Here is a 23277-nt window from a genome sequence, read left to right on the forward strand (position 1 = left end):
TTACCGTTTATTCGATGATGAACAGAGGCTGGTCGAATTCTACTGCTTCCTGGTTTTCTACCAGAATAGCTTTAACAACACCGGCTTTATCAGACTCGATCTGGTTCATCATCTTCATAGCTTCTACGATACACAGGGTATCGCCAACATTAACGCTCTGACCTACTTCCACGAAATTTTTGGCCGTCGGTGAAGACGCGCGGTAGAAGGTGCCTACCATTGGAGATTTTACAGTATGGCCTGCCGGTGCCTCTGGCTCTGCCGGCGCGGCAGCTGGTGCTGGGGCAGCTGGTGCAGCCATTGGGGCAGGAGCGGCATAATGAACAGGTGCAGCAGCTTGTGAACTGCCACGGTGAATACGTACAGATTCTTCACCTTCGGTGATTTCTAACTCGGCAATGCCTGATTCTTCGACCAGCTCAATCAGTTTTTTTATCTTTCTAATATCCATAATCTGTCTCTGTTTGTCTTATCAATTAGTGGGTAAAAATATCTGCTGCTGCGTCCAGGGCGAGCGAGTAGCCTTTAGCGCCAAAGCCTACTATCACGCCAGCAGCGATATCGGAAAAATAGGAATGATGTCGAAATGCTTCACGGGCATGAACGTTCGACAAATGCACCTCAATAAACGGGATGGAGACACTCAACAGCGCATCCCGCAACGCCACGCTGGTATGCGTAAACGCGGCAGGGTTAATAATAATGCCATCAACGTTACCCATGGCAGCATGGATACGATCAATGAGCACTGCTTCCGAGTTGGACTGCAAGTGTTCTAACTCTATACGCATGCCCTCGGCCTGTTTTGACAGACCTTCGACGATGTCGTTGAGTGTGGCGTGGCCATATTTTTCTGGCTCACGTTTGCCTAACATATTCAGGTTAGGGCCGTTCAGTAGAAGTATTTTCATTAATCTTGTAGTTATCTTGCGGCTAAGTTCGGCATAAACACCAGTTATACATAAGTTCGTGATTATTTAACACAAAAACCACGTTGAATTAATATTAAAATAAGCTTAATCATCAATTATAGTTAATAATTAAGATATCGCAGCAAAATACTGGTCTTATCAGGGGATTTAGCCGCAACTTCTCGATATTGTGATAGGCTCGAATAAATATTGCGGCTGCAGGAGGGTAAGGTTACAGGCGGTTGCCCCTGGCTTTACTGCGAATGGCTTCCGTTAGCTGTTTGGCAATCTCCGGGATTCGTAAAGATTTGTCTACGCCACCGCGTTTAACGGCTTCTTTGGGCATACCATACACAACGCAGGTGGCTTCATCCTGCGCAAAGGTTGTCGCGCCTTTATCATGCATTGCGCGCATTCCCTGAGCGCCATCCCGGCCCATACCTGTGAGGATTACGCCAAAGGCATTGTGGCCAACGTGTTCTGCCAGGCTATCAAATAAGACATCTACAGAGGGTTTATGGCCGCTAACCCGGCCCTCGTCACTGAGTTGGGTGCGGTAATCCGCGCCGTATTTTATGACGCTTAAATGCTGATCGCCCGGCGCCAGGTAAACATGACCGGGTAGCAGGCGTTCATTGTGCTGTGCTTCTTTTACCGTCAGGGCACACAGCCCGTTAAGGCGCTTGGCGAATGACGTGGTAAAGCCTGGTGGCATATGTTGGGTCATCACCACGGCCGGAAAAGATGCCGGTAGCCTGACCAGCAAATCTTTAATAGCTTCGGTACCACCGGTGCTGGCTCCGATACCTACAATTAATTCGGTACCCGAGTAGGTCAACTGGGTTTTAGCCACCGTCTCATTGGCGGCCCGTTTTTTGACCCGGGCCCCGGCGGCCGCAATGATTTTGTCGGTAACCAGTTGCTGAAAAGCCAGGAATTTGGCCTGAACATCGATTTTCGGCTTGGGTATAAAATCGACTGCACCCAGTTCCAGTGCCAGCATAGTGGCATCTGCGCCTTTTTCAGTCAGGGTTGAAATCATTACTACCGGGGTCGGCTTGGCTTTCATCAGACGGTCTAAAAAGGTCAGTCCGTCGACCTTGGGCATTTCGATATCCAGCGTAATAACGTCGGGGCTGAAACGCTTTACCATGTCTTTTGCGACATAAGCATCCGGTGCCGTGCCCACCAGGTTGAGGTCGGGATGACTGGCAATAATTTGCGTCATCAATGAACGGATCAAGGCCGAATCATCGACAACCAATACTGAAATGGTCATAGCAAGCTACTCAAAAAAATCAATTTCTCCGCTAATCGGCGTATCTTTGATACGCATGCGGTACTCACTTTCGCGATCAAGAATAGTGGTGTTGTGTATAATTTTAATTTTCCGTACTTTCACTTCTCCGGTGCCGGGAAAAAAATAGACCTTGCGTGGATAAGGGCCCAGTAAATCCCGGGCCAGTACCGGAATATTTTCCAGTTTAAGGTAGTCAAGTACAAACTCGCTGTTGCGCTCACCAATGTTGTGGACGGTAAGGCCTTGCAAGACGTTACCGCCGCCAAATACTTTGGCTTCGAGACGGTTTCTGTCGGCTCCCATTTTTAGCAACTCATTGATAAGTAACTCCATGGCATAAGTGCCATAACGGGCAGAGGTGTTCATCTCACCGGTGGTGACAAACTCATCGTTGGGCAACAAAAAGTGATTCATACCGCCAATTTTAGTTATCGGGTCGCGCAAACATACCGATACGCAAGAGCCCAATACGGTGACGATGATTGTTGGGTCCTTGGTGGCATAGTATTCACCCGGCAGGATTTTTACTGCGTCACTGTCGAAGTGTCGGTCAAAATATCGGTTCGGTGTGATCTTCCCTGGCACTGGCGTCATAAGTTTCTCTGATTAACCTGATAAATGGTTTTGCCCATGGGTCGCATATACTGACTCAGGTGAGAGAAATTTTCAGAATGTCCTGCGATGTACCAACTGTCTGTTTTCATTAATCTCAAAATTCGCTTTAGAATGACTTCCTGGGTTGGCTTGTCGAAGTAAATCATTACGTTGCGACAAAACACGATGTCCAGTCCTGGTTCCATGGCATAGTTAGTATCAAGCAGATTCTGTTGAAAAAAATGGATACTCTTGCGTAATTCAGAGACCACCCTTGCCTTGCCTGCGTTGACACCTATACCGCGATGAAAAAACTGCTTGCGTCGCATAGGGCTGAGCTTCTCGACCTGGTCGATGGGATAAATACCGGCCTGTGCCCGCTCCAGCATTCGGCTATCAATGTCGGAGGCGTATATTTTGACGTTATTGGTCAGGGACCCCCTGGCTTCTGCACAGGTCATTGCAATCGAATATGGCTCTTCACCGCTGCTGCTCGCGGTACACCAGATCCGTAACGGCTCCGGACGAGTCAGTAAAAATCCTTTTAGCTGCTCAAAATGATGTGCCTCACGAAAAAAGGACGTCAGGTTCGTGGTTAGAGCATTAATAAAGTGTTCGGTTTCCGCCTGATGATCATCCAGATACCTTAAATAGGCCTGGAATGTATCAAGACTCAGAGCGCGCAGCCGCCGTGCAAGGCGGCTGTAAACCATATTATCTTTACTGTCTGCCAGATTGATGCCAGTGAGCGCGCGGATCTTCTGGCGAACCGCATTAAACTCCCTAAGGCTAAACGCAAAGGGTTTATCCATGTCAGTGCTCTTCAGGCTTTAAAAGCTCTCCCATTCATCATCATCTGGCTTTGCGGCGCTGAGTTGCTGAGAACGGGTTGCCATGGCTTTCGCCGATATTTTGGGTTTGCTTTGTGGTTGCGGCGCAGAACGAATAACCGGCGCACTTTCCAGTTTGGTTTCCTGACCCAACTCAAAGAAATTGACCCGTGAGATTAACTGTGAGGCCTGAGAGCTCATGCTCTCAGCCGCTGCGGCTGCTTCTTCAACCAGGGCAGCATTCTGCTGTGTCATCTCGTCCATCTGAACCACGGCTTTATTGATTTCGTCGATACCGCTGGCTTGTTCAGCGGAGGCCGAGGCAATCTCAGACATAATGTCGTTAACGCGCTGGATTGCGTTGACGATTTCACTCATGGTTGCACCAGACTGATTAACCAGCTCATTACCGCTTTCTACTTTCGTTACTGAGTCAGAAATCAGACCTTTAATGTCCTTCGCTGCATTAGCCGAGCGCTGCGCCAGCGTGCGCACTTCTGAGGCCACTACGGCAAAGCCTCGACCCTGTTCGCCAGCACGTGCTGCTTCTACTGCTGCGTTGAGTGCCAGTATGTTGGTCTGGAAGGCAATACCATCGATAACGCCGATGATATCCTCAATTTTCTTGGCTGACTGGTTAATGTCGGCCATGGTGCCAACTACCTGCTCTATGAGTTTGCCGCCGGAAATGGCCACCCGCGATGCCTCTGAAGCCAGACCATTAGCCTGTTTGGCGTTGTCGGCATTAAGCTGCACGGTACTGGTGATCTCTTCCATACTTGAAGCGGTTTCTTCCAGGCTGGATGCCTGTTGCTCGGTACGGGAAGACAGATCAGCATTGCCTTTGGCGATTTCGGCCGAGGCGTTGTTAATGGTTTCAGAGCCTGAGCGAATCTCATGAATAATGCTCGACAGATTGGCGACAAAATCGTTAACCGACTGCGCCAGCTGTTCAAATTCACCTTCATATTCCCGTTCAAGGCGGCTGGTGAGGCTACCTTTGGAGAGCGCGAGCATAACTTCACAGATATCATTAACAGCCATTTTTCGGCCGGTAATATCGGTGGCGTATTTGACTACTCTGAAGACTTTACCATTGTCATCAATGATGGGGCTGTAAGTAGCCTGGATCCAAACGTCCTTTCCGCCATTGCCAATGCGGTGGTATTCCCCGGATTGGAACTGACCATCTGCCAGCTGCTCCCAGAACAACCGGTACTCGCTGCTGGAACGTACCGATGGATCAACAAACATGCTGTGATGCTTGCCCTGGATTTCGCCAAGTGTGTAGCCCATTGCATTGAGGAAGTTGTCGTTGGCTTCGAGGATTTTACCGGTTGGATCAAATTCAATAACTGCCTGGGACTGATTAATGGCCTTAATCTGGCCAGAGAAATAGGCGCTTTTGCGTTTTTCTTCGGTAATATCAGTGGCGTACTTTACTACTCGTGTGACCTTACCACCACTGGTGACTACGGGATTGTATGATGCCTGAATCCAGACTTCTTCACCGCGGCTGTTGAAACGCAAGAATTCCCCAGCCTCATATTCGCCACGGTTTAATTTTGCCCACAGCTCTTTATATTCAGGGGAACTTGCATAGTCTTTATCTACGAATATCCGGTGGTGTTTACCTACGATTTCGCGCTCGTCATAACCCATCAGGTTCAGGAAATTCTCATTGGCCGTGAGAATTTCGCCGCTGGGACGAAACTCAATAACACCCTGACTTCTGTCCAGCGCGCCGAGCTTATTAGATGTGAGATTATATTCGGTTTTATCTACCCACTCCACCATAGCCCCATTGGGATTGCCCTGGGCGTCGAGTAGCGGCGTAAGCATAAGGTCAAAGTTGACATCGCCAACCACAATCGATGAGGACATCGGTGCCCTTAAGTCAGCCAGGATGCGGCGTTGGTGGCCGGGATCCTTATGAAACTGGTCAATGTTCTGACCTACCAGATTCTCAGCAGAGAAGTGCGGCAGTACGGTGCGGATATCGGCTTCGTACTTTTTGAGCAGGTTATAAACCGCCGGGTTCGCATAAATGATATTTCGATCTTTATCGGCCACCATGACACCTGATGAAATGGCATTGAGTGCAATTTCATAATATGCCGGCGTTTGTGGTTCTGGCTGGCCCCCAAAAAGGTTACGCAAGTTCATACTGAGCCCTCGTTTTGCTGATTCATGCTGTCAAAAATGCCGATTTCCCTGCTGGTAATCAGTCGTTCTATGTTGACCAGAATGACAAGTCCGTCATCCACGCTGGCCAGGCCGTCCAGGTAGCGGCTGTCGAAAGCGACGCCGAACTCCGGAGGCGGGTGAATTTCGTCTTCGCTGACATTGATAACGTCTGACACGCTGTCTACCACAATGCCTACAATGCGGTCCTGCACGTTAAGCATAATGACAATGGTAAATTCGTTATAAGTGGCTTCACTAACATTAAACTTCACGCGGAGATCGATAATCGGCACAATGTCACCGCGCAGGTTAATAACGCCTTTGATAAAGTCAGGGGCATTGGCAATTTTCGTCACCGGTTCGTAGCCACGAATTTCCTTAACCTGAATAATAGCCAGGCCGTATTGCTCTTCACCCAACATGAATGTCAGATATTCCTTGCTTGCACCACCAGTTGCTGCGATGGCAGCGTCCTGAGATGATACGGTATTCATCAGGCTAACCCCACTTGATTGATTTGTTCATTTTTCATCAGGTTGTCAACATCAATAATCATGGCCACTTTGCCGTCGCCCATGATGGTTGCACCGGATATGCCGTCTACTTTCTTGTAATGACGTTCCAGGCTCTTAATTACCACCTGTTGTTTGCCTAGCAGCTGATCGACAATAATGCCGTAGCGCTTCTTACCGATCTCAACCAGCACAATAATTGAGTGCTCAATTGGCTTGCCAGGCTCGTCTATTTGCATTTGCTCGCGCAACGATATAAGCGGCCAGTACTGGTCGCGGCTCCATAGCATAGTGTCGTTAGCCAGGGTTTTAATTTGCTCTGGCTTTGGTTGCAGCGACTCAATAATATTCAGTAACGGAATAATGTACGTCTCACTGCCCACCGAAACACACATGCCATCAATAATCGCCAGTGTAAGGGGAAGTTTAATAGTAAAGGTAGAGCCTTGTCCGGCGGTGGATACAATGTCGATACCGCCTTGAATAGCTTCAATATTTTTACGCACCACATCCATGCCAACGCCGCGACCTGACACGTCGGTTACCGCATCGGCGGTGGAAAAGCCCGGCGCAAAGATCAACTGCCAGACTTCTTCATCTGGCATTTTAGGATCGACATCGAGGCCATTAGACAGAGCTTTATCGAGAATTTTATCCCGGTTCAGGCCGCCCCCATCATCCTGAATGCTAATCAGAATATTACCACCTCGTTGTTCTGCTTTAAGCACAACAGTGCCGGTCTCTGGTTTGCCCGCTGCCAGGCGTTTCTCCAGCGGCTCTATGCCGTGATCGAGGCTATTGCGAACCAAATGGGTGAGCGGATCGGCGAGCTTTTCAATCATACTCTTATCGACCTCGGTTTCGCCGCCTTCAATAATCAGGTCAATTTTTTTATCCAGGGTTTTGGCTAAATCCCGAACCAGTCTCGGAAAACGGTTAAACACAAATGACACCGGGATCATTCGCATCGACATAACCGCTTCCTGAATTTCACGTATGTTACGCGACAATTCGTCAATGGCACCGCTCAGCTTTTCGCCGGTATTGCCTTCTACATCCTCGCCAATCATCGATAATATTGACTGGGTGATGACCATTTCGCCGACCAGATTGACCACCGTATCTATTTTTGTGGTCTCGACCCTTATGGAGCCGGCATCGTTCTTTGTAGCAGCTTTGGCTGGCGGTTTTGCCGGTGATTTAGCTGCTTTCGCCGGCGGTTTAGTCGCTGACGTTACGGAGGATTTCTCCTGCTCGAAGAAGCCGTAGGCGTCTTCGTCTTTAATTGGCTGAGCGGGTTTGGGCTCGGTGAAAAATCCAAAACTGCCGTCGTTGTCGTCATGCTCGGTTTCTGCTGCTGTGGCTTCTGCATTCGGTTGGCCAGGCGCATCGTCAAAAAAGCCGAAGCCATCGTCTTCCTCACCTTCACCCCCTTCAGTGTCTGAGGCTTGCTGAGGCTGACCGGGTGCGTCGCCAAAGAAGCCAAAGCCATCATCGTCTTCCGCTGCGACTTCCACTTCTGGCTGACCCGGGGCGTCATCAAAGAAACCGAAGCTGTCATCGTCTTCTGTAGTGTCCGCTGCAGGGGGCAATTCTGCGTTTGTGCTTTCATCGCCTTCTGCAGACAAAACGCTTTCGAGCGCTGCTTTTCCTTCTTCTATCTGCTGCCAGTTGATTTCACTTTCGTCCTGGTATGCCTGCAGAATATCGCCGAGGGTATCAGTAGTAGCCAGCAACACATCAACAATGTCGGTGGTTAAATCCAGCTCATGGTTACGGGCCTTATCCAGGATGGTTTCCATCACATGGGTGAGGCCGGTTAAGGCGTCGAAGCCAAATATACCGCTGCCACCTTTAATAGAGTGCGCTGCGCGAAATATGCTGTTGAGCTCTTCCGCGTCGGGGTCGTCTGTAGAAATGTTTAACAGCAATTCCTCCATGGTCTGAAGATGCTCCTGGCTCTCTTCAAAAAACACGGTGTGGAATTGGTTCATATCGACAGACATGTGCGACTACCCAAGCAGTTTTTTAGCAATGTCCAGTAATTTGGACGGGTCAAAGGGTTTAACCATCCATCCTGTGGCGCCGGCCGCTTTGCCCTGGCTTTTCAGTGTATCGCCGGCTTCAGTAGTCAGCACCACGATAGGCACGGTGCGATAGCTCATCATGCCTCGCAGGGACTTAATCAGTGTAATACCATCCATTCGTGGCATATTCTGATCGGTAAGCACGAAGTCGTAACGGGTGGTTTGACACTTATCCAGCGCGGCCTGCCCGTCTTCGGCTGAATCCACATTGTAGCCGGCCCCTCGGAGGGTAACCTCTACCATTTGACGAATTGACATAGAGTCGTCAACAATTAGTATTTTCTTGCTCATATCTGTATTAATTCCTTGCTATGGAAATGGTAGTTCGATTGCCTTTGGCATTCCGCTCGACTGTCTGACAGATTGCTTCAACAAGTCCGAGGCCTCGCCCGCTAAGACCTTGCTGATCGGCAGAGTTGTCAGACAGCGCAAAACCCGAACCGGAGTCTTCCACTGATATCTTTATAAACGTAGTCGAATTTGTGTAAATTTGTATGGTTAACTGGTCATTATTTGTCAGGCTGCTCAAACGCTCTTCACGCAATGCCAGGTAGGTAGCAAATCCTTCAAAGTCATTTTTGAGCTTAGAGTCTAAATGGAGGATGCCATGATCAAGGGCGTTATTGATAAGTTCGGCCAGCACGGTAAACGCTTTTTGGCACAGATCTCTGGGCAACCCTGAATTTTGCATGATACTCATGGCCTGATTAAGCACATCAAGACTGGCGATGACTTTGCCACGAATGCAAAACTGATAATCTATCTCACCAAAACTCACTGGCTCTTCTTGGGTGCGGGTTTGTAGCTGACTGCGCAGTGCTTCGCCATTAATCACACAAAGCGTAATGTCATCCTCAATGGCATTGCCCTCAGCAAACTGCAGACAATCATCCATAATGTGGATCAGGCTTTCGGCATTCCCTGCCAGTTGCTCGGCTTGTGAGATTAATCTGGCTGATGAATAGGCTTCACCGGCCGGGTTGGTTTGTTCTATTACGCCGTCGGTGTAAAGTGCCAGTTGCTGAATTTCTTCCAGCGGAATTTGCTCAGGTTGAATACTGAACTCATTGGGCTCCATGATACCCAGAGGCATGGCCTTCGAACGGAATCGTTTTACCTCACCTTGCTTACAACAGCACAAGACGTCCGGCAACCCCGCATTTACAATGGTGACCGTAGAGGAGTAAGGGCAAATTTCGATGCCTAATAGTGCGACAAAGCGGTCGTCCGGGATCTCGGTATACAGCTTGCGGTTGATCTCGTGAAAAATCTCTTCGATAGCTTTACCTTTTATCGCCATGGCTTTGGCTGTCGTGACGATGGGGATAATACAAATCGCTGCAGCCAGGCCATGACCCATGGCATCTGCCAGAATAAGCTGAATCTTGCCAGAGGGATTCGGTGGTGAAAAAATAGTGTCGCCACTGAAATTTGTCATGGGCCGGCTACGCACAGCGGCAAAATCCGGCAAGTCACACTGACTGTTGGCCATGTTCTGATAAACGTGCTGGGCCAGGCTTTCTTCCTGCGCTTTTTCACTGAGTAACTGCTGTAACAGTTGATATTTATTAGCCAGGTCCAGGCTGGTTCGTTTGAACGTCAACAGGTTACGGATCTTTTCCCATAATAATTCAATGCTAACTGGCTTAATAATGTAATCATGCACGCCCTGATTAAAGCTATTACTGATACTATTAAGCTGGTCGTCAATGGATACCATGATTACATAGGGCGGCGGTTCCATTTGCTGCAAATCGGGTAGCAAGTCTGTGCCCTGCCCATCCGGCAGGTGATTATCCAGAATCACCACGTCAAAGTGGTGCTTCTTAAGCACTTCCCGGGCATCCTCAAGTGCAAAGGCTGAAATGACCTTTACGCCCCTGAGCATTAAATCGGAAACTAACAACTCACAAAATATCGGATCGTCGTCGACAACCAGTACCGATTCTGTTGGTTTGGGGGTTTCTTGTGAGTTCATAACGGTATTTACCCTTTGCGGATCGTAACCATTTTATCAAAGTTGGCAATTTCGAGGACTTCCAGAGCGGTGCCTTTAGCGCTGGCAATTTCGACATCGCAGCCATTGGCTTTAGCGCGCTTTTTCAGCAATACCACCATGCCAAGTGCCGCACTATCGAGATAAAGTACTTTTGAAAAGTCCAGGGTAATCAGACCGCCTTTATTGTTTTCCAGAATCTGGTTGTATTGCTCGGTAAAAGACTTATGAAAACTAAAGTCAAAGCGTTCCGGGACTGAAATTGTTGAATTCATTGATGCTCCGTTAAAACAACTCAATCTCACCTGCTTCCACAGAAGAAGATGATACGGGGTTATGCAGTGCCGCCCACTCTGATTTTACTTTTTGCTTAAACTGTTCCGGGTCGTTTAAAAACGCCTGGCGGTGAGTATCGTCCATCAGATCGGCAAGGTTCATGTTCAGCAAAGTAACGGTGCCAATGGTGTATTCAATATACTGACGGTTAATGTCGCCGAATTGCAGACTGCGAGTGGCATTATCCAGTGCCGAGTTTAACTGAATCGACAGGTCATGGAGGCCCGACGTGATATTTTGATCATGTTCGGCCTTAACAATTATACCCTCCAGCGCCTGATTAATATCTTTTTTGGCTTCAATAACATAACTCACATCATAGGCAGCCAGTACGCCGATTCGGTCGCTCAGCGAGGAAATTTTGTCATTGATACTGTTAATCTGGGTCTGAATCGATTCGCTGAACTGAGCTGAGCGATTGGATAAGCTACGGACTTCATCTGCCACTACGGCAAAACCACGGCCATGTTCTCCTGCCCGGGCAGCCTCAATGGCAGCGTTCAGCGCCAGCAAGTTAGTTTGCGCTGCAATACTGTCGATATCTTTCAGCGCCTGAATAACCGACGGTACGGTGTCGTTAATGGCGGTAATTTGCTCGAGGATTTCCATGATCCCGGCCGACATATCCACGGTACTCTGGATAAAGCGGTCCAGGGTTACGCCGGTTCGCTCAGCAAAACTGCGCATTCGATCGCTGTACAATTCATCGCTTTCGTCGTCGGCTTTGATCAACTGCAAAATGGTATTGCTTTGCTGATCCACCAGGCCTCGCAGGCCAATAAAGCTGGTGCTAAGCGTATCCACTGCGTCATTGTGGGTGGAGATGATATTGGCCAGGCTCGACTCGCAGTCGGCCAGCACTTCTGTTGATGTTTGTGCAACACTGTTTAGCGCAGGCTCTGCCGCAAGCGGACTTGCAGTGGTGGCTGGCGCAGATGACGCGTTTTGTGGCACATCAACACTGCTTACTGTTGACGATGGCGCCAGATACTCGTAGGCGAATACTGCCGCAGCGAGAACGAGCACTCCAACTACGCCGGAAACAAAATGAGCGAGAATCAGAGCAACGACTGTTGCTATCCCTACAACAAAATATTTATTCATGACTTTCTCTAATCCACAGGCTAACGCTATGAATTGTAGTACATATATGCTGCTACTGTAGGGAAGTATTGAAAGTGTTGCAACTACCTTTGTGAGTAGTTGCAACTAATTGATGATTAATAGGTTTTTCTAATATAGATTAAAGTAAATAAGGTTTAATCTAAATTGCTTAAACATAAATTTAAATGTTAAGTTATTGATTTTTACTTAATGCCTTTGTTACATGTTGAGCAAAGGGTTCAGCTTTCATAAAACCCGTTACCCGGGCTTTGATTAGCTCATTGCCAGCTTCGTCGAACAGTAAAATAGTGGGTAATCCCAACACGTCAAAGGCATCCTGAAAAGCCAGGTTGGTTGGCGTGTTGTCGGTTAAATCTATCTGCATCCACACGGTGTTACTCAGTGCGTCAATAACGGCCGGATCAACAAAGGTGTATTTTTCAAACTCTTTACAGGCCACACACCAGTCCGCGTAGAGATCAACCATAACTGACTTACCCTCTGCGTTGGCGGCGGCAAGCTTTTGTTCAAAATCCTCAAGGTCTTTCACTACCATAAAGGTTGGATGAGAAGCTGGCTTGGAGGTTGCTCCGGCGGATGTTCCGGCGGTTTCGTAGTGCCCACTGCTCTGGCCAAACAAAGCGTTATAGCCCAGCATCGCGGATATAAACAGACCCAGAAAAATCACCAGCGACCGTACGCCTTTGGCAAAGGTGGCAGCACTTGGCTGATTAACAACCTGATAGTAGCTGAAAGCCCCCAGACCGAGCGCCGACCAGAGCAGCATGCTGTAGTCTGAATTCCACAGTCGTTCAACAAACACAATCGCTACGGCCAGCAACATAAAGCCGAAGGTGGTTTTAATAATGTTCATCCAGTTACCGGCTTTCGGCAGTAACTTACCCCCGGTCATGGCAAAGATAATCAGCGGAATTCCCATCCCCAGACTCAGCGCGTACAGGGCAAGGAAGCCCAGTGTCATGTCGCCGCTCTGGGCGATAAATATCAGTACACCGGTGAGTGGCGCTGTTGTGCAGGGGGAGGCAATTAAGCCAGACAGAATACCCATCACAAACACGCCCACCAGGCTGCCACGCTGCTGAGCGTTGCTCATGCCACTGACTTTTTCCTGCCACTTACTGGGTAACTGAATCTCGTAAGCACCAAACATTGCGGCGGCCAACGCTACAAATACAACTATAAAGGTGCCGAGGATATACGGACTCTGGAGCGATGCCTGAAACTGCACGCCGGCAGAGGCAACCACCAGGCCCAGCAATGAGTACATGATGGCCATGCCCTGCACATACACAAAAGCGAGCGTGAACGCGCGGGACATTTTAATGTCTTTGCCCTGACCGATAACGATACCCGATACAATGGGATACATGGGGAACACACAGGGCGTAAACGCCAGTCCTATCCCCAGCGCTAAAAACAGCAACAGAGTAAGAGGCAGGTTTTCATCGGATTGCAGCAGGTTAGCCAGATCGTATTGCTCGCTGACTGTTTGCTCAGAGGTCTGAGAGGCTTGCGTTTCGCCACCGCTTAACTCACCGGTGACGTTGGCACCCTGAATTTCGTTAAGATAAATCACTTTGGTGGTGGGTGGATAGCATAGCCCGGCGCTGGCACAGCCCTGATAGCGCAGTTTAACCACGCCATCCTGCACGGTTTCGGTAATGGGGTAACTGAACGACACCGTGTTATAAAACACGTCAGATATACCAAAGAACTCATCTTCAATCTGCTCAGCCGGAGGGAATACCGGTTCACCTAGCGTGGCATTTTTGGTCGACACCTTAAATTGCTTTTTGTAAAGGTAATAGCCGTCTGCAATGTCAAAACGAATCACCAGGGTGTCGTCTTTTTGTGAAAAGTCAAAAACAAAGGCTTCTTCTACCGGGAGAAATGACGGTTCGTCACTGAATAGGTCATCCATGTTATTGTCACTTAACTGGGCCGAAGCCAGTGTCGTGAATAACATAGCAAAAAATGTCAGGGTGATTACTGCTAGCCGGGACTGATTCACCGAATTACTTCCTCTTTTCAATGTTTAATTCCTGTTCTATCCAGGAGCTATAAGCTTCGCTCGCTGCACAAGCCGGTACGGCAATCCACTGTGGCACGTCGTAGTTGTGAAGTGCTGTTACCAGTTGCTCTGCTTGTGCAAGCCTGTGCTGGTGGGTTTTAATGAGGATCAGGAATTCCTGAGCCTGCATCACCTGATTATCCCAGCGATAAACCGAGGTCATCCCCGGCATTATCTGCACACAGGCAGCAAGATTTTGCTCCAGCAACTGATTAGCAATGGTTTCTGCGTTTTGCCGCGAATCCGTAGTGCAATATACGATGCAAAGATCTGTCATAATTTTCATAGGACCGGGTTTATCCCAATTATAATTCAACTTATCCGGCTGGTCGGCACTTTACCGAGAAAATCGGGTCTATGACAAGTCGATCATCGTTAGTACGGGATAAATATACGATACGATGACTTGGGTTTACATAATTGTGCCCCATCTTGATTAACTGAAACTTAAGACTGCAACAGGAAACGTACTTTGCGCTTTTTATTATTACTTTTTATTGTCATGCCAATCGCTGAAATTTCGCTGTTGCTGCAGGTGGGTGACTTAATCGGTGGCTGGAATACGGTTGGGCTAATCGTAGTCACCGCTTTTGTGGGAGCTTATCTGGTTCGTCAGGAAGGCATCTCAACACTCCAGACCGCACAAGCGAAACTGGCGCAGAATCAGGTGCCGGGCAAAGAAATGATGGAAGGTATGCTGCTGGTAATTGCCGGCGTGCTGTTAGTTACTCCGGGTTTTATTACCGATATCGTCGGTTTTGCCTTTGCGCTGCCCTTTTCCCGCAAAGTTATTGCCAGCAGAGCGGCCAGTCATCTTACGGTGCGTACGTTTAATGCTACGCAGCAGTCAACTTATCAGTATACCAGCCGCCCCTCAGCTCACGATGATGGCGATACTATCGAGGGTGAGTATACCGATAAGTCTGAAAACGATCCGGATAAGCGCCTGAAATAACCGCAGACGCTGAGCTTTCCGGTCAACGCTTCTGCCTACAGTGATGCTTCAAGAGCCGCCAGTTTCGCTTCCATAAAGGCCTCAAACTGGTGTTGATTCTGGGCCTGGTCGGGATGGCCTGGCCAGCTGGCAAAGAAACCATACTGATAGGATGTAGCAGGCTTAAACTTAAACAGATAATCGTGAGGCCCGACAAATTGTTCGGCTACATCGCTTTTACGCACAAACAACGCCATACCTAAATCCAAATCATCTCCCAGCAGATTCTGCTTGCCGTAGGTGGCGATCATTTTCCAGTTCGGGCTCTCTTTCTCGATATATTCCACGTCCTCGTGCTTCACCAGTCCGGTAACCAGGTTGTCCATGGCAACCGATGACTCAACCTCAACCAGAGTGCTTGGATCGCCGGCTTTAATGGAGTACACCGTACTGACATCTGCGCTGATTCCGTCAACCGTCCAGCCGTCATACCTCACTTCAAACTGACTTTGCTCCGGGCCATTTTCCAGCAAGCGCCAGTGTGTTGCGTCGACCTCTTTAAAGTGCTGTACACCTTCGTCAACCCAGCGTCCCAGCGCGCCCAGGCCAACCGACTTGCCTACCTTCAGAGCATCTCCGCCCCAGTCGCTAAGTTCGTGATAACTGTCGTAGCCATCCTGGCCGACCTGGGGCAACACCATGTCGGTAGTGGTTTTCACAAATACGTCGATACCGTTGCGCCAGTCCAGATACAGGCGGTAGCCAACCAGGTCATTCTCCCAGCCCGGGCCTTCATAACGCAGGTAGTAAGAATGATCGGTGAGTTGCTCCGGCGAGGTAAAGGACTCTACTGAAGTAAACTGAAAATCGTCGGCAACATATTCGGTATCCTGCCATTGTCCGCCCTGACGGACCGACAGCTCGGCATGGGTTTTTACGACGGGTTGTTCTGCTGTAACGGATGGTGTTTCCGATGACTGAGTCGTCGACTGGGCCTCCGGCTGGGTATTATCAGAACAGGCCGAGAGCAGTATGGATGCGGCGATTAGCGATATTACGAGGTGCCGTTTCATGGTTTTCTCCGTGGTTAGCATTAGATAATCAATCGTAAAAATTTAGTTAATCATATTGACAATTGCCACCGGTGGCAATTATTTTAAATATTGTTAACAATGTTTGTTCCATGGGGGAACCTGCTAACATCTTCTGAAATGGAAAAACGCAAAATTATGCAAGAGGTAACATGCCAGATTTTAGTTTAACCCAGTGTCGTGCTCTGGTTACCGGTGCCAGCAGAGGCATAGGGCAAGGCCTGGCAGTGGCTTTAGCCGAGGCAGGTGCCGATGTGATTTGTGTCAGCTCCCGGCCCGGTGGGTGCGACGAAACTGTGGCCAGAATTGCCAGCATGGGCACGGTAAAAGTTGACCAGTTACATGCCGACCTCAGCGATATGCAAGCCGTACAGGCGCTTGCCGATGATGCCCTGAGGTTGTGGGGAGGCATTGACATTCTGGTTAACAATGGCGGCACTATATTTCGTAGTCCAGCTACTGAGTATCCGTTAGCCCAATGGCAGAATGTGCTCAGTGTAAATCTCGATGCCAGCTTTCTGCTTTGCCAGCAGTTGGGCAAAAAAATGGTTGAACAGGGCAGTGGCAAGATCATAAATATCGCTTCCATGCTCAGCTACAGCGGCGGAATTACCGTGCCTGCCTATACGGCCAGTAAGCATGCAGTGGCGGGTATAACCAAGGCGTTGGCCAATGAGTGGGGGGCGTCAGGCGTGCAGGTGAATGCCATAGCGCCAGGCTACATCCGCACCGATAACACCCAGGCTTTGCAGGACGACACCTCGCGCAGTAATGAAATCTGTGCGCGTATCCCGGCGGGTCGTTGGGGTGAAACGGATGATTTAAAAGGGGCCGTGGTGTTTTTAGCCAGTTCGGCCAGCCAGTATATCAACGGCCACATACTGGCCGTTGATGGGGGCTTTTTAGCCCGCTAAATAACAGGACACAGAATCATGACGACTGAATACGAAACCCGTTATGCCATTGGCCAGCAGGAAGCCAAAGGATACGATACCCAGGCATTGCGGGATGCTTTTCTGGCCGAAAAATTAATGCAGCCAGGCAAGATTTATTGGGTTTACAGCCACTATGAAAGGTTTATGGTGGGTGGTGCGGTGCCACTAGATAAGGGATTGACGCTGGACACGCTGGATGCATTAAAATCGGCGTTTTTTACCGCGCGCAGAGAAGTAGGAGTGATCAACGTTGGCGGCGCTGGCACGGTGCAGGTTGACGAAACTACCTATGCATTGGAAAAAGGTGAAGCCCTGTATATTGGCGCCGGTGAACATAAGGTGACATTTTACTCTGATAACAGCGATACGCCGGCGTGTTTCTACCTGAATTCGGCGCCTGCCCACGCCAGCTATCCGTGTAAAAAGGTGGGTAAGGACGAAGCCAATGTACTGCATTTAGGCTCACCAGAAACGGCTAATCAGCGCGACATACACCAGTTAATTATCAATGGGGTGGTGGAAACCTGCCAGTTGCAAATGGGCCTGACCAGGCTTTATCCGGGCAGTGTGTGGAATACCATGCCAGCCCATCAGCATGACCGACGTAACGAAGTGTATTTTTACCTGGATGTGCCTGAAGGTCAGGCGGTCAGTCATTTTATGGGCGAGCCCCATGAAACCCGCCATATCTTTGTGCAAAATCATCAGGCCATATTATCGCCGCCGTGGTCAATTCACTGTGGTTGCGGTACCGCCAACTATGCCTTCATCTGGGGAATGGCGGGTGAAAACCTGGATTATGATGATATGGATAAATTCCCTGCCAGCGAGCTGCGCTAGGAGCGTTTTGATGTTTAATAAGATAGTCAGATTAACCAGTGTCATGGTTATCAGTCTTGGGTTAATCAGCTGTGGGTCTGACACCGACAGTGAGGTAACTACCCTGCGACTCGGTCATACCCTGGATACTCAGCATTCTGTACACAAAGCCATGGTGCATTTCGGTGAACGCCTCAGCGAGTTATCGAATGGTGCGATGGACGTAAAAATTTACCCGAGCAGTCAGCTGGGCACCGAGCGCGAAATGATCGAGTTGCTGCAAATTGGCTCATTATCCATGACCAAAGTCTCGGCCAGTCCGCTGGAAGGCTTTGTGCCAGCCATGAAGATTTTTAGTATTCCTTACATTTTTCGCGACAACGACCATTTCTGGAAAGTGCTTAACAGCGATGTGGGGCAAGGACTACTGGCTGGAGTTGAGCCTTTCAGACTCAAAGGTCTTGCCTATTATGATGCGGGCAGTCGCAGCTTTTACACCAATAACAGGCCGGTCAGAACGCCGGCCGATTTAGCCGGTATGAAAATTCGGGTACTTAACAGCCCTACTGCAGTACGTACTGTTCGTGAGCTGGGCGGTGCTGCTACGCCGGTAGCCTGGGGTGAGCTCTACACGGCGTTGCAACAAGGCGTGGTGGATGGTGCAGAAAACAATCCACCCAGTTACTACCTGTCGCGTCACTACGAAATTGCCCGTTATTACTCGCTGGATGAGCACACGTCAGTGCCCGACGTGATGCTGATGTCGTTGCGCGTGTGGGAAAACCTGACCGACCAGCAGCAGGAATGGGTGGATAAGGCTATGCAGGATTCGGTGATTTTTCAGCGCAAAGCCTGGCAGGAGTCAACGCTAGACTCACTGGCAAGGGTCAAAGCTGATGGTGTGGAAGTCATTTATCCAGATAAAAAACCGTTTGTTGAAGCTGTACAACCTTTCCACGAAAGTCTGCGCGGCACCGCCGTTGGCGAACTCATTTCTCAAATTAAGGCCATGTAGTATGCGTAAGGTTATACGACTCATTGATCAACTCGTGGCCGGCACCCTGATGCTGGCCATGGCGCTCATTTTGCTGACCGTAGTTTGGCAGGTGATCTCCCGTTACATCCTGCAGGATCCGGCATCAGTAACCGAAGAACTGTCCCGGTTTTTATTGATTTGGATTGGCTTGCTCGGCGCGGCTTTTGCCTACCGACAAAAAGTCCATCTGGGCTTTAATCTGATTGTAGAGAAGCAGTCTGAGCATGTTCGTAAGTACATACTCACTCTGGTTGAACTGTTAGTTATTATTTTTAGTGCCGCCATCCTGTTATTTGGCGGGAGCCAGCTGGTATCTCTGACGCTGGAACTGGAGCAAATTTCCGCCGCTCTGGGGATTCGGATGGGCTGTGTGTATGTGGTGTTGCCGCTGTCTGGCATCCTGCTTATTTGCTACGGGCTAATTAATATCCATAACCTGTGGCTGGTTGACGAAGAAGGAGCGCTATAATGGATTACACCGCACTGGTGCTAGTAGTCACTTTCTTTTTACTGCTGGTCCTTAACGTACCCATTTCATTCAGCATCGGCATTGCCACCATGGCTGCCATGTTGATGAGCATCGATTTCACCCCTGCAGTTACTACCATTGCTCAACGCATGGCCGGTGGACTGGACAGCTTTGCCTTGCTGGCCATTCCGTTCTTTGTGTTATCCGGGATGATTATGGGGCGTGGTGGTATAGCCAAACGTCTTATAAATTGCGCGCTGGCGCTGATAGGATCGCTGCCTGGTGGACTGGCCCTGGTTAACGTTGTGTCCTGCATGCTGTTTGGGGCTATTTCAGGCTCCGCTGTGGCCACTACGTCTGCTATTGGTAGCTTTATGCTGCCAGAAATGAAAAAGCAGGGCTACGACGAGAACTTCAGCGCAGCGGTTACCGCCGCTGCCTCTACTACCGGTATGTTAATTCCGCCAAGTAACATTCTGATTGTTTATGCCATTGCCAGCGGTGGTGTGTCTATCGCTGCGCTGTTTATGGCGGGTTACTTACCTGGAATTATGGTGGGGCTGGCGCTGATGATGGTTTGCTTTGTTCATGCCAAACGTAAAGGTTATGCCACGGCTGATCGCTTGCCAATGAAACTGGTAGTGCAGCAGGTAGCCGCTGCAATACCCAGTTTGTTTTTAATCTTTCTGGTTATCGGCGGGATTGTTGGTGGTATCTTTACCGCCACTGAAGCCGGCGCCATCGCAGTGGTGTATTCACTGATCCTGGCGGTGGGCGTTTACCGCGAAGTGATGCCCAGGCAACTGCCGGATATTTTGCTCAAATCCGCCGAAACCACCGCTATTGTTATGCTGCTCATTGGTGCCTCAACAGCTATGTCGTGGATGCTTTCTTATGCCAATATCCCACAAGATATCAGTGCCTTTCTGCTGAACGTCAGTGATAATCCTATTGTTATCCTGCTGTTGATAAATCTGCTGTTAATTGTTGTGGGAGCATTTCTGGATATGACCCCTGCAGTGCTGATCTTTACGCCGATTTTCCTGCCGGTGGCGGCGGAACTGGGCATGTCACCGCTGCAGTTTGGTATTATGATTGTATTAAACCTGTCGATTGGTTTGTGCTCACCGCCGGTTGGGGCTGTGCTATTTATTACCTGTGCTATTGCCAAAACCCGCCTGGATAAGATAATCCGGCCGTTGCTGCCACTCTATGTTGCAATGTTTGTGGTGCTGATGCTGGTAACCTACGTGGCCTGGTTTAGTGAAGCATTACCGGCGCTGTTCGGGGTGTAAAACCCCGGCCAGTTTGGGCTATCGACAAACAAGCTGATAATCTGAGAGTAGCGTAACAAGGCGGTTAACGGTAAACTCAGGGCGATTAATAAAAAACAAAAATAAAGAGTACTCTGCATGGATAAGAAGCCAACTATTAATGATGTGGCACGCATAGCCGGGGTGTCCAAACGCACCGTCTCCCGGGTTATCAATGGTGCCTCAAATGTTGGCGCCGCTACCCGGGAAAAAATTCAGCGGGTGGTAGATGAGCTGGGCTTTTCCCCGGATAAACAGGCCCGTGGGCTGGCTGCCAGCCGTTCTTATCTGATCGGTCTGATTTACGATAACCCGGATGCACTCTATATCGACCAGGTGCAACGTGGTGTGCTCGATGTCTGCTCTAAAAAAGGCTACGAGCTGGTTGTTCACCCATGCAGCTATCGCAGTGATGATTTTATCAGTAATTGCGTGGGCTTTGTGCGGCGCTCAAACATTGACGGCGTGATAGTGCTGCCGCCAGTGTCTGAGTCAAACGAGCTGGCCACAGCGCTGAAAAATCATGGCATTAACTATGTCAGGCTGACCTCGGTGGATATCGATGATAAAGCCAATATAGTGGTGTCAGATGACCGTGCGGCATTAAGTGATATGGCTCGTTACCTGGTTTCGTTAGGACACAAAGACATCGCGATTATTAGTGGTCCAAACCACTATTACTCTACCGTAGAGCGTTTGGAAGGGATTACTAACACACTTCAGGAACTGGGCTTAACCATTCCTGCAGAGCGGATTATTGAAGGCAAAAACAGCTACGAGAGCGGCATTGAGTGTGCCCGGTCATTACTGATCCAAACGCCGCGGCCACAGGTGATTGTGGCCAATAACGATGAGATGGCCGCCGGTGTACTCAAAGTAGCGCATGAGATGGGCATCGAAGTGCCCGGCAAGTTATCGGTTGCCGGCTTTGATGATAACTTGCTGGCATCACGGGTGATCCCGTCACTCACCACCGTGCAGCGCCCGGTGGTTGCCATGGCTGGCATTGCCGCGAAAAAGATTGTTGCCCAGATAGAAAATAAGTCTGCTGAAGGGGTGGAAGAATATACGATTAAGCCACATCTTATTATTCGTGAGTCAACGCGCAAAGCAACCAAAGCATAGCAGATAAAAAATAAATAAAAATTGCTTTAACATAATTTGCCACCGGTGGCACCAATGTTAAAAGTGTGGTAACTTAATCAACAACTGGAATCAATGTTTAGAGATTTTATGGCCGATCAAACCAAGCTTATACAGGTGCATCCCAACGATAACGTTGCTGTGTCGACCATGGCCCTGTCTGCCGGCACGATCGTAGACGCTTTATCGGTCACGCTTGCCAGTGATACGCCTGCGGGTCATAAAGTGGCCCTGAGTGACATTGCCGCCGGCGAAAAAGTGGTGAAATATGGGTTTGCCATCGGCATCGCGCAGGCTGAAATTAAACGCGGTGATCATGTGCACAGCCATAATTTAAAAACGGCATTAAGCGGCCAGGAAAACTATCAGTATCAACCGGTTGCTGTTAGCAAGCCGGTTACCAAACCCTCCCAGGCCAGCTTTATGGGCTATCGGCGGGCGAATGGTAAGGTCGGGATCCGCAATGAGGTCTGGATCATCAATACGGTTGGTTGTGTCAACCGCACTGCTGAACGAATCGCCGCGGAGTGCGATCGTCGTTTCTTTGGTGAATGCGATGGCTTTCGTTCATTCACCCATCCGTTTGGCTGCTCACAATTAGGCGATGACCTGCACGACACACAAACCATACTCGCCTCGCTGGCATCGCACCCTAATGCGGGTGCTGTATTGATTGTGGGACTGGGGTGCGAAAACAACCAGTTATCCAATCTGCTTGAGAAAGTAGACCGCCCTGCCGGACAGATCCGGTATTTTAACTCCCAGCAGGTTGGCGACGAAATTGAGGAAGGTATCCGCCTTATTCATGAAATGCTGGCTGATGTTGGCAAGTGTACCCGGGAACCTATTGATGGCAGCGAGTTGGTACTGGGTGTGAAGTGTGGCGGGAGTGATGCGTTTAGTGGCATTACCGCCAACCCGCTGGTGGGTCGCATGACTGATTTAATGGTTAAACAGAACGGCAGTGTGCTGCAAACTGAAACCCCGGAAATGTTCGGTGCCGAACAGTTATTGATGAACCGTGCGACCAGCCAGGCTGTATTCTCCGAAATAGTTGAACTGGTTAACGACTTTAAACAGTATTTTATTGATAACAACCAACCTATTTATGAAAACCCGTCTCCGGGTAATAAAGCCGGCGGACTCACCACACTGGAAGAAAAGTCCCTGGGCGCCGTGCAAAAAGGCGGACAGGCACCGGTAAACGGTGTATTGCAGTATGGCGAGCCTTTGTCAAAGAAAGGCCTCAATTTGCTTCAGGCACCAGGCAACGATGCGGTAAGTTCCACTGCGCTCGCCGCCAGCGGCGCGCACATCATTTTATTCACCACCGGACGGGGTACCCCGCTCGGCTTTCCTGTACCCACAGTGAAAATCTCATCTAACAGTGAAATTGCTCATAAGAAGCCACACTGGATAGATTTTAATGCAGGCCAGATATTGCAGGGCACCAGTATTGATGACTGTGCTGCTCTGCTGTACCAGCAATGCCTGAATATTGCGTCGGGCGAGAAAACCTGCAACGAGAAAAATGGCAGTCACGAGATAGCGATCTGGAAACGTGGCGTAACCCTGTAACAAAGAGACT

At 49.4% G+C, this 23277-nt stretch carries 23 protein-coding genes; 8 read left to right on the plus strand and 15 right to left on the minus strand.

Translation table 11 applies throughout. The features are described from left to right. Window positions 1-7: 7 nt before the first annotated feature. From accB to cutA, 14 genes are all read right to left on the minus strand, one after another. Window positions 8-451, minus strand: coding sequence for an acetyl-CoA carboxylase biotin carboxyl carrier protein (accB, locus tag AC566Q_RS00185; protein ID WP_105933097.1), 444 nt, complete (start codon window positions 449-451; stop codon window positions 8-10). Between the two features lie 25 nt (window positions 452-476). Continuing rightward, a complete protein-coding gene (aroQ, locus tag AC566Q_RS00190) occupies window positions 477-911 on the minus strand; it encodes a type II 3-dehydroquinate dehydratase (RefSeq protein WP_499612568.1) in 435 nt (144 codons plus the stop codon). Window positions 912-1143: 232 nt separating this feature from the next. Then, on the minus strand, window positions 1144-2190 hold the full coding sequence (locus AC566Q_RS00195; RefSeq protein WP_499612570.1) for a protein-glutamate methylesterase/protein-glutamine glutaminase: 1047 nt from the start codon (window positions 2188-2190) through the stop codon (window positions 1144-1146). A gap of 6 nt (window positions 2191-2196) precedes the next feature. After that, window positions 2197-2805 carry a chemoreceptor glutamine deamidase CheD gene (gene cheD, locus AC566Q_RS00200; protein ID WP_499612572.1) on the minus strand — a complete coding sequence of 203 codons (609 nt, stop codon included), beginning with the start codon at window positions 2803-2805 and terminating at the stop codon, window positions 2197-2199. Next, a complete protein-coding gene (locus AC566Q_RS00205; RefSeq protein WP_499612573.1) occupies window positions 2802-3617 on the minus strand; it encodes a CheR family methyltransferase in 816 nt (271 codons plus the stop codon). Before AC566Q_RS00205 ends, cheD begins: the two co-directional genes overlap by 4 nt. A gap of 18 nt (window positions 3618-3635) precedes the next feature. Continuing rightward, complete coding sequence (locus AC566Q_RS00210) at window positions 3636-5801, minus strand: methyl-accepting chemotaxis protein (RefSeq protein ID WP_499612575.1); 2166 nt, start codon at window positions 5799-5801, stop codon at window positions 3636-3638. Beyond that, window positions 5798-6316, minus strand: coding sequence for a chemotaxis protein CheW (locus AC566Q_RS00215; protein ID WP_499612577.1), 519 nt, complete (start codon window positions 6314-6316; stop codon window positions 5798-5800). The genes AC566Q_RS00210 and AC566Q_RS00215 overlap by 4 nt, the downstream gene beginning before the upstream one ends. After that, window positions 6316-8340 (minus strand): chemotaxis protein CheA, encoded by a 2025-nt coding sequence (locus AC566Q_RS00220; protein WP_499612578.1) that lies wholly within the window; start codon window positions 8338-8340, stop codon window positions 6316-6318. The genes AC566Q_RS00215 and AC566Q_RS00220 overlap by 1 nt, the downstream gene beginning before the upstream one ends. A 6-nt stretch (window positions 8341-8346) precedes the next feature. Beyond that, window positions 8347-8712, minus strand: coding sequence for a response regulator (locus tag AC566Q_RS00225; RefSeq protein ID WP_499612580.1), 366 nt, complete (start codon window positions 8710-8712; stop codon window positions 8347-8349). A 7-nt stretch (window positions 8713-8719) separates the two neighbouring features. After that, complete coding sequence (locus tag AC566Q_RS00230; protein WP_499612581.1) at window positions 8720-10399, minus strand: ATP-binding SpoIIE family protein phosphatase; 1680 nt, start codon at window positions 10397-10399, stop codon at window positions 8720-8722. Between the two features lie 8 nt (window positions 10400-10407). Further along, entirely contained in the window at window positions 10408-10692 is a 285-nt protein-coding gene (locus AC566Q_RS00235; RefSeq protein ID WP_123324088.1) for an STAS domain-containing protein, read from the minus strand. Between the two features lie 10 nt (window positions 10693-10702). Then, the gene (locus tag AC566Q_RS00240; protein ID WP_499612583.1) at window positions 10703-11857 is read right to left on the minus strand and encodes a methyl-accepting chemotaxis protein; all 1155 of its coding nucleotides are present in this window, start codon (window positions 11855-11857) and stop codon (window positions 10703-10705) included. A gap of 193 nt (window positions 11858-12050) precedes the next feature. Next, a complete protein-coding gene (locus AC566Q_RS00245; RefSeq protein ID WP_499612585.1) occupies window positions 12051-13889 on the minus strand; it encodes a protein-disulfide reductase DsbD in 1839 nt (612 codons plus the stop codon). A gap of 4 nt (window positions 13890-13893) precedes the next feature. Continuing rightward, window positions 13894-14235, minus strand: a complete 342-nt coding sequence (gene cutA, locus AC566Q_RS00250) for a divalent-cation tolerance protein CutA (protein ID WP_499612587.1) — start codon at window positions 14233-14235, stop codon at window positions 13894-13896. 186 nt (window positions 14236-14421) lie between these two features. On the opposite strand from cutA, the gene AC566Q_RS00255 reads away from it, so the two are divergent. Continuing rightward, entirely contained in the window at window positions 14422-14904 is a 483-nt protein-coding gene (locus tag AC566Q_RS00255; RefSeq protein WP_499612588.1) for an FxsA family protein, read from the plus strand. Between the two features lie 35 nt (window positions 14905-14939). On the opposite strand, the gene AC566Q_RS00260 is transcribed toward AC566Q_RS00255, so the two are convergent. Then, window positions 14940-15956, minus strand: coding sequence for a DUF4861 family protein (locus AC566Q_RS00260; protein WP_499612590.1), 1017 nt, complete (start codon window positions 15954-15956; stop codon window positions 14940-14942). 170 nt (window positions 15957-16126) lie between these two features. Between AC566Q_RS00260 and kduD the strand changes: the two genes are divergently transcribed. The 7 genes from kduD to AC566Q_RS00295 all read left to right on the plus strand — a co-directional run bounded on the left by kduD (window position 16127) and on the right by AC566Q_RS00295 (window position 23267). Further along, window positions 16127-16888 (plus strand): 2-dehydro-3-deoxy-D-gluconate 5-dehydrogenase KduD, encoded by a 762-nt coding sequence (kduD, locus tag AC566Q_RS00265; RefSeq protein ID WP_499612592.1) that lies wholly within the window; start codon window positions 16127-16129, stop codon window positions 16886-16888. An 18-nt stretch (window positions 16889-16906) separates the two neighbouring features. After that, the gene (gene kduI / locus AC566Q_RS00270; protein WP_499612593.1) at window positions 16907-17749 is read left to right on the plus strand and encodes a 5-dehydro-4-deoxy-D-glucuronate isomerase; all 843 of its coding nucleotides are present in this window, start codon (window positions 16907-16909) and stop codon (window positions 17747-17749) included. 43 nt (window positions 17750-17792) lie between these two features. Continuing rightward, on the plus strand, window positions 17793-18743 hold the full coding sequence (locus AC566Q_RS00275) for a TRAP transporter substrate-binding protein (protein WP_499617627.1): 951 nt from the start codon (window positions 17793-17795) through the stop codon (window positions 18741-18743). 1 nt (window position 18744) lies between these two features. Beyond that, window positions 18745-19233 carry a TRAP transporter small permease gene (locus tag AC566Q_RS00280; protein ID WP_499612595.1) on the plus strand — a complete coding sequence of 163 codons (489 nt, stop codon included), beginning with the start codon at window positions 18745-18747 and terminating at the stop codon, window positions 19231-19233. Beyond that, window positions 19233-20528 carry a TRAP transporter large permease gene (locus AC566Q_RS00285; protein ID WP_499612597.1) on the plus strand — a complete coding sequence of 432 codons (1296 nt, stop codon included), beginning with the start codon at window positions 19233-19235 and terminating at the stop codon, window positions 20526-20528. Before AC566Q_RS00280 ends, AC566Q_RS00285 begins: the two co-directional genes overlap by 1 nt. Window positions 20529-20645: 117 nt before the next feature. After that, complete coding sequence (locus tag AC566Q_RS00290; RefSeq protein ID WP_499612599.1) at window positions 20646-21671, plus strand: LacI family DNA-binding transcriptional regulator; 1026 nt, start codon at window positions 20646-20648, stop codon at window positions 21669-21671. Between the two features lie 93 nt (window positions 21672-21764). Then, the gene (locus AC566Q_RS00295) at window positions 21765-23267 is read left to right on the plus strand and encodes a UxaA family hydrolase (RefSeq protein ID WP_499612601.1); all 1503 of its coding nucleotides are present in this window, start codon (window positions 21765-21767) and stop codon (window positions 23265-23267) included. The last annotated feature ends 10 nt before the right edge of the window (window positions 23268-23277 follow it).

The organism is Alteromonas sp. H02 (assembly GCF_059682525.1).

Bases quoted from the DNA above. Each gene is read 5' to 3' on its own strand.
- accB (WP_105933097.1), bottom strand. From the start codon at position 451: ATGGATATTAGAAAGATAAAAAAACTGATTGAGCTGGTCGAAGAATCA.
- aroQ (WP_499612568.1), bottom strand. From the start codon at position 911: ATGAAAATACTTCTACTGAACGGCCCTAACCTGAATATGTTAGGCAAA.
- AC566Q_RS00195 (WP_499612570.1), bottom strand. From the start codon at position 2,190: ATGACCATTTCAGTATTGGTTGTCGATGATTCGGCCTTGATCCGTTCA.
- cheD (WP_499612572.1), bottom strand. From the start codon at position 2,805: ATGACGCCAGTGCCAGGGAAGATCACACCGAACCGATATTTTGACCGA.
- AC566Q_RS00205 (WP_499612573.1), bottom strand. From the start codon at position 3,617: ATGGATAAACCCTTTGCGTTTAGCCTTAGGGAGTTTAATGCGGTTCGC.
- AC566Q_RS00210 (WP_499612575.1), bottom strand. From the start codon at position 5,801: ATGAACTTGCGTAACCTTTTTGGGGGCCAGCCAGAACCACAAACGCCG.
- AC566Q_RS00215 (WP_499612577.1), bottom strand. From the start codon at position 6,316: ATGAATACCGTATCATCTCAGGACGCTGCCATCGCAGCAACTGGTGGT.
- AC566Q_RS00220 (WP_499612578.1), bottom strand. From the start codon at position 8,340: ATGTCTGTCGATATGAACCAATTCCACACCGTGTTTTTTGAAGAGAGC.
- AC566Q_RS00225 (WP_499612580.1), bottom strand. From the start codon at position 8,712: ATGAGCAAGAAAATACTAATTGTTGACGACTCTATGTCAATTCGTCAA.
- AC566Q_RS00230 (WP_499612581.1), bottom strand. From the start codon at position 10,399: ATGAACTCACAAGAAACCCCCAAACCAACAGAATCGGTACTGGTTGTC.
- AC566Q_RS00235 (WP_123324088.1), bottom strand. From the start codon at position 10,692: ATGAATTCAACAATTTCAGTCCCGGAACGCTTTGACTTTAGTTTTCAT.
- AC566Q_RS00240 (WP_499612583.1), bottom strand. From the start codon at position 11,857: ATGAATAAATATTTTGTTGTAGGGATAGCAACAGTCGTTGCTCTGATT.
- cutA (WP_499612587.1), bottom strand. From the start codon at position 14,235: ATGAAAATTATGACAGATCTTTGCATCGTATATTGCACTACGGATTCG.
- AC566Q_RS00260 (WP_499612590.1), bottom strand. From the start codon at position 15,956: ATGAAACGGCACCTCGTAATATCGCTAATCGCCGCATCCATACTGCTC.
- kduD (WP_499612592.1), top strand. From the start codon at position 16,127: ATGCCAGATTTTAGTTTAACCCAGTGTCGTGCTCTGGTTACCGGTGCC.
- kduI (WP_499612593.1), top strand. From the start codon at position 16,907: ATGACGACTGAATACGAAACCCGTTATGCCATTGGCCAGCAGGAAGCC.
- AC566Q_RS00275 (WP_499617627.1), top strand. From the start codon at position 17,793: ATGGTTATCAGTCTTGGGTTAATCAGCTGTGGGTCTGACACCGACAGT.
- AC566Q_RS00280 (WP_499612595.1), top strand. From the start codon at position 18,745: ATGCGTAAGGTTATACGACTCATTGATCAACTCGTGGCCGGCACCCTG.
- AC566Q_RS00285 (WP_499612597.1), top strand. From the start codon at position 19,233: ATGGATTACACCGCACTGGTGCTAGTAGTCACTTTCTTTTTACTGCTG.
- AC566Q_RS00290 (WP_499612599.1), top strand. From the start codon at position 20,646: ATGGATAAGAAGCCAACTATTAATGATGTGGCACGCATAGCCGGGGTG.
- AC566Q_RS00295 (WP_499612601.1), top strand. From the start codon at position 21,765: ATGTTTAGAGATTTTATGGCCGATCAAACCAAGCTTATACAGGTGCAT.